This is a genomic window from Comamonas sp. Tr-654, from assembly GCF_011752915.1.
In the GTDB taxonomy this organism is placed as follows: Bacteria; Pseudomonadota; Gammaproteobacteria; order Burkholderiales; family Burkholderiaceae_C; genus Comamonas.
On record NZ_VWWQ01000008.1, the window covers coordinates 246,073 to 253,265 of the forward strand.

6 protein-coding genes and 3 tRNA genes are annotated in these 7,193 nt (G+C 58.1%); 8 read left to right on the forward strand and 1 reads right to left on the reverse strand.

Annotation, left to right across the window (positions count from 1 at the left end; all coding sequences use genetic code 11):
* Positions 1-107: 107 nt before the first annotated feature.
* Entirely contained in the window at positions 108-2,060 is a 1,953-nt protein-coding gene (gene uvrC, locus F3J24_RS22350; protein ID WP_167010780.1) for an excinuclease ABC subunit UvrC, read from the forward strand.
* A gap of 60 nt (positions 2,061-2,120) precedes the next feature.
* On the forward strand, positions 2,121-2,684 hold the full coding sequence (gene pgsA, locus F3J24_RS22355) for a CDP-diacylglycerol--glycerol-3-phosphate 3-phosphatidyltransferase (RefSeq protein ID WP_019043474.1): 564 nt from the start codon (positions 2,121-2,123) through the stop codon (positions 2,682-2,684).
* Between the two features lie 35 nt (positions 2,685-2,719).
* Here the strand turns inward: pgsA and F3J24_RS24860 are convergent, their stop codons facing one another.
* Positions 2,720-3,061: a hypothetical protein gene (locus tag F3J24_RS24860; protein ID WP_205244924.1), complete on the reverse strand. Its 342-nt coding sequence runs from the start codon at positions 3,059-3,061 to the stop codon at positions 2,720-2,722.
* A gap of 30 nt (positions 3,062-3,091) precedes the next feature.
* Between F3J24_RS24860 and F3J24_RS22360 the strand changes: the two genes are divergently transcribed.
* From F3J24_RS22360 to F3J24_RS22385, 6 genes are all read left to right on the forward strand, one after another.
* Complete coding sequence (locus F3J24_RS22360) at positions 3,092-3,364, forward strand: HU family DNA-binding protein (RefSeq protein ID WP_167010782.1); 273 nt, start codon at positions 3,092-3,094, stop codon at positions 3,362-3,364.
* Between the two features lie 14 nt (positions 3,365-3,378).
* Positions 3,379-3,454: transfer RNA gene (locus F3J24_RS22365), tRNA-Val, on the forward strand.
* A gap of 314 nt (positions 3,455-3,768) precedes the next feature.
* Positions 3,769-5,667: a SurA N-terminal domain-containing protein gene (locus tag F3J24_RS22370; protein ID WP_167010784.1), complete on the forward strand. Its 1,899-nt coding sequence runs from the start codon at positions 3,769-3,771 to the stop codon at positions 5,665-5,667.
* 65 nt (positions 5,668-5,732) lie between these two features.
* Positions 5,733-5,808 (forward strand) — tRNA-His (locus tag F3J24_RS22375).
* Between the two features lie 139 nt (positions 5,809-5,947).
* Positions 5,948-6,023 (forward strand) — tRNA-His (locus tag F3J24_RS22380).
* A gap of 480 nt (positions 6,024-6,503) precedes the next feature.
* Positions 6,504-7,193: MCP four helix bundle domain-containing protein (locus F3J24_RS22385; RefSeq protein WP_205244913.1), on the forward strand; the 690-nt coding region annotated here is incomplete at its 3' end.

Here is a 7,193-nt window from a genome sequence, read left to right on the forward strand (position 1 = left end):
CAATATCATCAAGCGCTGGCAGCTCCTTTTATTGATATGCGGAGCGCTGCCCGGCCGTTTGGGCCGCTTGCTGCAGGATTCGTCCACATGCGCAGACAATAGCGCCCATGTCTTCCTCGCATTCCGCCGAACTGCTGGCCCAGGTGGCCGCGCTGCCGCCATTGCCGGGCGTCTATCGCTATTTCGATGCTGCCGGTGTCCTGCTCTACGTGGGCAAGGCCATCAACCTCAAGCGTCGCGTTTCCAGCTATTTCCAGAAGGAGCATGGCGGCACGCGCATAGGCCATATGGTCAGCAAGATCGTGCGACTGGAGACCACGGTGGTGCGCTCCGAGGCCGAGGCGCTGCTGCTGGAAAACAACCTCATCAAGACGCTGTACCCCAAGTACAACATCCTGTTCAGGGACGACAAAAGCTATCCCTATCTCAAGATCACCGGTGTAGCCCACAGTGACGGCAAGGAGGGCGAACCTGCGTTTCAGGAGTTCCCGCGCATCGCCTACTACCGTGGTGCCGTGGACAAGAAGCATCGCTACTTTGGCCCCTATCCCAGTGCCTGGGCGGTCAAGGAAAGCATTCAGCTGCTGCAGAAAGTCTTTAGGCTGCGCACCTGTGAAGACACGGTATTTGCCAACCGCAGCCGCCCCTGTCTGCTCTATCAGATCAAGCGCTGCACCGGCCCCTGCGTGGATTTGATATCGCCCGAGGCCTATGCACTGGATGTGCGCAATGCCGAGGCCATGCTGCGCGGTGAAACCAGCGAGCTGCTGCAGCAGCTCGAAGCGCGCATGATGGCGCACTCCGACAAGCTGGAGTTCGAGCAGGCGGCCGAGGTGCGCAACCAGCTCACGGCGCTGTCGCGCGTGCTGCACCAGCAGGCGATCGAAACCACCGACGACAAGGATGTGGACATCCTGGCTGTGCGCGTGCAGGGCGGTCGCGCCTGCGTCAACCTGGCCATGGTGCGCGGCGGTCGCCACCTGGGCGACAGACCTTACTTCCCGGCGAATCTGGGCGATGCCGCATCGGTCTACTCCAGCGAGGAAGAGGTGGACGCCGCGGCCGAGGCGCGGCCCGTGGAGGAGCTGGTGCTGGAGGCCTTTATCGCCCAGCACTATGTCGGCGTGGCCGTGCCGCCCACGCTCATCGTCAGCCATCCCGTGGAAAAGCGGCTGGTGGAGTTGCTGACCGAGCAGACCGGCGTGCGCATCACCGTGGTCCAGCAGCCGCGCGAGCAGCGTCGCATCTGGCTGGAGATGGCACAGAAGAATGCCGACATCCAGCTGGCCCGCCTGCTGGCCGAAGAGGGCTCGCAACAGGCGCGTACGCGCGCGCTGGCCGAGGCACTGGATCTGCCGGTCGAAAATCTCGATGAGCTGACCATCGAATGCTTCGATATCTCGCACACCAGCGGCGAAAGCACCAAGGCCTCTTGCGTGGTGTTCCATCACCACAAGATGCAGAGCAGCGACTACCGCCGTTTCAATATCGAAGGCATCACCGGCGGCGACGACTATGCGGCCATGCGCCAGGTGCTCACGCGCCGCTACAAACCCGTGGCCGAGGCGCAGCGCGAGGCGGGCGGCGCCGAGCTGACCGGCAAGCAGCCACATCTGCCCGACCTGGTGCTGGTTGACGGCGGCAAGGGCCAGGTCAGCATGGCGCGCGAGGTCTTCACGGAACTGGGTCTAGATCTTTCGCGCATCGTGGGCGTTGAAAAAGGCGAGGGCCGAAAGGTCGGCCTGGAAGAGCTGGTGTTTGCCGACGGGCGCGACAAGGTCTACCTGGGCCACGATTCGGCGGCCCTGATGCTGGTGGCGCAGATCCGCGACGAGGCGCACCGCTTCGCCATCACCGGCATGCGCGCGGCCCGCGCCAAGGTGCGCACGGGCAGCAGCAGCCTGGAAGATATTGCGGGCGTGGGACCCAAGAAGCGGGCGCGATTGCTGCAGCGCTTTGGCGGCGTGCGCGGCGTGGCCGATGCCAGCGTGGACGATCTGATGACCGTGGAAGGCATTTCCGCAACGTTGGCCGAAGAAATCTACAAGGCGCTGCATTGATGCGGGCTGAGCGAGCGCGAATCCGCGCTGGCGCAGCCTGCTCGTGACACAATGACACCCATGTTCTTCACCATCCCTACTGTGCTGACCCTTACGCGGATCGTGGCGATTCCGCTCATCGTGGGGGTGTTTTACGCGCCGCTGGATCAGGCGACCCGCAACCTCATCGCCACCGTGATGTTCGTCGTGTTTGCCGCCACTGACTGGTTTGACGGCTATCTGGCCCGCAAGCTCAACCAGACGTCGGCATTCGGTGCTTTTCTGGATCCCGTCGCCGACAAATTCCTGGTCTGTGCCTCGCTGCTGGTGCTGGTTCATCTGCAACGCGCCGACGTGTTTGTGGCGCTGATCATCATCGGACGCGAGATTGCCATCTCGGCACTGCGTGAATGGATGGCTCAGATCGGTGCCAGCAAGAGCGTGGCCGTGCACATGATCGGCAAGGCCAAGACCATGGCCCAGATGGTGGCCATTCCCTTTCTGCTCTATGACGGAGTGGCGTTCGGAGTGATCGATACCGGCGTCTGGGGACAGTGGCTGATCTGGATTGCCGCAGTGTTGACCGTCTGGTCCATGGTCTACTACCTGCAAAAGGCATTGCCCGAAATTCGTGCCAGGCTCTGAAGTCCGCAACGAACCTCCCTGAAAGCGCTTGTTCATCAAGCGCTTTTTGCTGTCCGGCGGGTTGTTCTCGGAGCGGCAAAAAAGATTTGCCGAAGCGCATCGCGCGACTTGACCGGACTGCAGATTTTGTCAATTGTTGTCAATTGGTGAAGCCGACACGGAAGAACCTTGAAAAAAGCCGCTGCGGATGGCCGAACCCGCTCAAAAACCGCATAGAATCTGGTTCTGTCGCTGGAATGCGCAGCGCGAGTTGGCGTCAAAAATGTCAGCGGCTTCAGGAAAAAATGGGCTTGCCCATACGCAAAAACTGATAGGCTGGCTTCCGTCTTTATCGCGACTGGTTTCTTGCTGCGCAAGGTTTGCGTTTGCAGAGACATTCCATTCACTTATTTCTCGAGAGGCATCTTGTGAATAAAACCGAACTGATTGAGCACATCGCTAACAACGCCGATATTTCCAAGGCCGCAGCTGCGCGTGCACTGGACTCCACGATCGACGCAGTGAAGAAAACACTGAAAAAAGGTGGTACAGTATCGCTTGTTGGTTTTGGCACATTTGCTGTTGGCAAGCGTGCAGCTCGCACCGGTCGTAACCCCCGTACCGGTGCTTCCATCAAGATCAAGGCGGCCAAGGTGCCTAAATTCCGTCCGGGCAAAGCATTGAAAGATGCTCTGAACTGACACCCAGTTTCAGTGGGTCCTTAGCTCAGTTGGTAGAGCGGCTCCTTTACACGGAGTAGGTCGGCGGTTCGAGACCGTCAGGACCCACCACAGAAAACGCAAAAAAGGCTTAGAGATTTCTAAGCCTTTTTTGCGTTTTGGCGTTGCTGCGGCTGGCAGATGACGATTGTTCAGGGTATTTCTGCGCAAGATGCACTGGCTCTACAGCAGCAATGGAAAAGCTGGCAGTTAGAATGGGCAGGATTAGCCTAACCCTGTTGGTGGAGGTTGGATGGCAGTTCTGTAGAGCATCAGTGCCCTGTAGAGGCCCGGTCGGTGGCGCAAGCGGGTCGCACGGCTTTCACCATTGTTAATGAGGCGAACGCAAGTTCGCCTTTATTTTTGCTGCCGCAGAAAGATTGACCATGTTCGAATCCATCCGCAAGCATTCCAAGTTCGTGATGATCTTGTTGTTCTTGCTGATCATTCCCTCTTTCATTTTTGTCGGGGTCAACCAGAACTACTTCACCGAGTCCAGCCAGACTGTGGCTCGCGTGGATGGGCATGACATCACCCAGCAGGACTGGGACAACGCTCACCGGGCTGAAAGTGATCGCCTGCGTGCGCAGAACCCGTCCATGGATGCCAAGTTGCTCGATTCTCCGGAGGCACGCTATGCCACGTTGGAGAAGCTGGTGCGTGATCGCGTGCTGGCGGCTGCTGCCACCAAGATGCACCTGACAACGCCCGATGCGCAGTTGGTGCGCACCTTGCGTGAAATTCCCGCGATTGCCTCCCTGCAAAAGCCCGATGGCTCGCTGGATGCCGAAGCCTACAAGGCTCTGGTGGGCTCGCAGGGCATGACTCCAGAAGGGTTTGAAGCCAATCTGCGCCGCGAACTGGCTCTGAATCAGGTGCTGGGTGCCGTGTCCTCGACCAGCTTCACGACTGCCGCACAACTGCAGCAGGCCATGGATGCCCTGTATCAGCGCCGCGAAATTCAGGTTGCCCGTTTTGATGCCAGCGCCTTTGCGGGCAAGGTGCAGCCCACGGAAGCCGAACTCAAGGCTTTCTATGAATCGCACACCAGCCAGTTCAAGCAGCCCGAAGCTGCCGCCGTGGAATATGTGCAACTGGACCTGGCGACGGTAGAGAAGAGCATTGTTCTGAGCGAAGACGATCTGCGCACCTATTACAAGGAAAATGCAGCCCGTCTTGCGGGCCCAGAAGAGCGTCGTGCCAGCCACATCCTGATCAATGCGGCCAAGGATCTTCCCGCTGCAGAGCGTGAAAAGGCCAAGGCCAAGGCAGAGCAGCTGCTGGCCCAGGTGCGCAAGGATCCCAAGAGCTTTGCCCAGGTGGCCAAGGCCAATTCGCAGGACCCTGGCTCTGCTGCCAACGGCGGTGATCTGGGTTACTTCGGCCGCGATGCCATGGTCAAGCCCTTTGAAGAAGCTGTTTTCAAGATGAAGGACGGCGAGATCAGCGATGTGGTGGAGTCCGATTTCGGCTTTCACATCATCGAGCTAACCGGCATCAAGCAGCCCAAAGTGCCCACGTTCGAGGAAATGCGCCCCAAGCTGGAAGCAGACCTCAAGCAGCAGCAGGCCCAACGCAAGTTTGCGGAGGTGGCCGAGGCTTTCTCCAACGCTGTCTACGAGCAGTCCGAGAGCCTGCAGCCGGTGGCCGAGAAGTTCAAGCTGAGCATTCAGAAGGCCGAGAACGTGACGCGCGAGCCGGCCCCCGGTGCGCAAGGTCCTCTGGCCAACAAGCGTTTCCTGGAGGCACTGTTCTCCGCTGACTCTCTGGAAAACAAGCGCAATACCGATGCCGTGGAGCTGGCTCCCAGCAATCTGGTGGCCGGCCGCGTTCTGAGCTACGCTCCTGCCCACATTCAGTCCATGGATGAGGTGGGCGCCAAGCTCAAGCAGCTCTACGTCGCACATCAATCTGCAGAGCTGGCCAAGCAAGAGGGCCAGGCCAAGATGGCCGAGTGGAAGGCCAAGCCCGAAACCGCCCAGCTGCCTGCGGCAGTCGAGGTGGGCCGCGATCAGGCCAAGGACTTGCCGCGTGAAGTGCTGGATGCTGCACTGCGTGCTCCCACCAACGCCCTGCCTGCATGGGAAGGTGTCGATCTTGGCAACGCCGGTTATGCCGTGATCAAGGTCAATCGCATTGCCCAGCGTCCTGCGCAAGATGCCCAGGTGCTGGAGCAACAGAAGGCGCAGTTCACGCAGTGGGCTTCCATGGCCGAAGTCATGGCTTACTATGATCAGCTGAAGAAGATCTTCAAGGTTCAGATCAAGGTGCCGCGTCCTCAGTAAGGCATTTAAATCAGGCGCAAGTTCATTTGTTGCCTGATTTATGCATTACAATAGATGCTTCTACGGTGGCTGTAGCTCAGTTGGTAGAGTCCAGGATTGTGATTCCTGTTGTCGTGGGTTCGAGTCCCATCAGCCACCCCAGATTTGAAAAACGCTCTGCAGCGCAGAGCGTTTTTATTTGATGAGAGGCATATGCCTTGAAATCATTGCTAGTTCAGCGTTTGATGCTCACAAATTTGATTTGAAGCTCAAAATCTGAAGTAGAATAGAGACTTCTACGGTGGCTGTAGCTCAGTTGGTAGAGTCCAGGATTGTGATTCCTGTTGTCGTGGGTTCGAGTCCCATCAGCCACCCCAGTTTAAAAAATGCCTCACAGGTTTTCTTGTGAGGCATTTTTGTTTTTCAGCTCGGTATGAGCTGGAGAGTGCGGGCTGGCCTGAAGCACCATTTCCGCAGCTCTCTACGAATTTCTGACTCTCAGGTCATGCAGGCGCAATCGCACCGGACTGCCACCGACTGATTTGTTTGAATGCATGCAACGCAGTGACTGGAGGCTGTCTTGGGGGCTCCTGGGAGCGCTCGGCGTGTTCATGTAAACCGCAGGCACTGGCGTCAATGCAGCACCGGGTACAGGCATTCTCGCGGGCATCACGCAAGCAGCAGGGCAACCCGAATTGATAGCACGCAATTTGCTAGTGAGTTGTCACTTGGGTTGCTTCGCACCAAATAAGTGCGCCAATGTGTAAGTGAATGTGTTTCATTCCTAAGATATCTCTCAAACACCGTCACGCATCCATGCAGTGAAAGCAGAAATCATTTGATGGAGGGAGGTAGAAATGTGTCACTTCAGGATTTCCACACGACTTGCCATTTCATTTCTGGTGATGGTGCTGCTGTTGATGGCGTTGGGTGGCATCACGCTGTTTCTGTCGTCTGCCCAGCGTGAAGCGATGAACGATATCGTTCATCGCTATAACCCGATCACCAAGGCTCTGGGGGCCGTCGCAGAAGGGACCAGCAGCCAGGCCATCCAGTTTCGCAATCTGGCGCTCTTTCCTGCATTGGATATTCAGAAGTCGGCACGCGAGCAAATCGATGCATCTCGCACCGAGGTCACGGGGCAGTTGGAAGCCTTGGCAAAGCTCGTGCAGTCCGAAAAAGGTACGGCCTTGCTGGCGCGCATCCAGCAACTGCGCGAGACCTATTTCAGGCTGAGCAGCGAGTTTCTTGACCTGCACGATAAGGGGCGTATTGACGACGCACTGGAGGTCCTGGTTAACAAGCAAATCCCGGTTCAACTGGAATATCAGCGCGTCATTCAGGAGCTGGTTGAGTATCAGGCGCAGAACATGGTCGAGGCGAGCCAGAATGCCGAAAGTGCCGTCAGTGACTTGCAGCGGGACGTTGTGCTGGCCGCAGCCGTAGCCGTTGCCCTGGCCTTGTTTCTGGCCATTTCCATCATCCGTTCCATCACACGCCCGCTGGCGCAAGCCGTGGCTGTGGCTGATCGCGTGGCTGCAGGTGAT

Excerpts from the sequence above, each read along its gene's own strand:
- uvrC (WP_167010780.1), top strand. The coding sequence starts at position 108 with ATGTCTTCCTCGCATTCCGCCGAACTGCTGGCCCAGGTGGCCGCGCTG.
- pgsA (WP_019043474.1), top strand. The coding sequence starts at position 2,121 with ATGTTCTTCACCATCCCTACTGTGCTGACCCTTACGCGGATCGTGGCG.
- F3J24_RS24860 (WP_205244924.1), bottom strand. The coding sequence starts at position 3,061 with ATGTCTCTGCAAACGCAAACCTTGCGCAGCAAGAAACCAGTCGCGATA.
- F3J24_RS22370 (WP_167010784.1), top strand. The coding sequence starts at position 3,769 with ATGTTCGAATCCATCCGCAAGCATTCCAAGTTCGTGATGATCTTGTTG.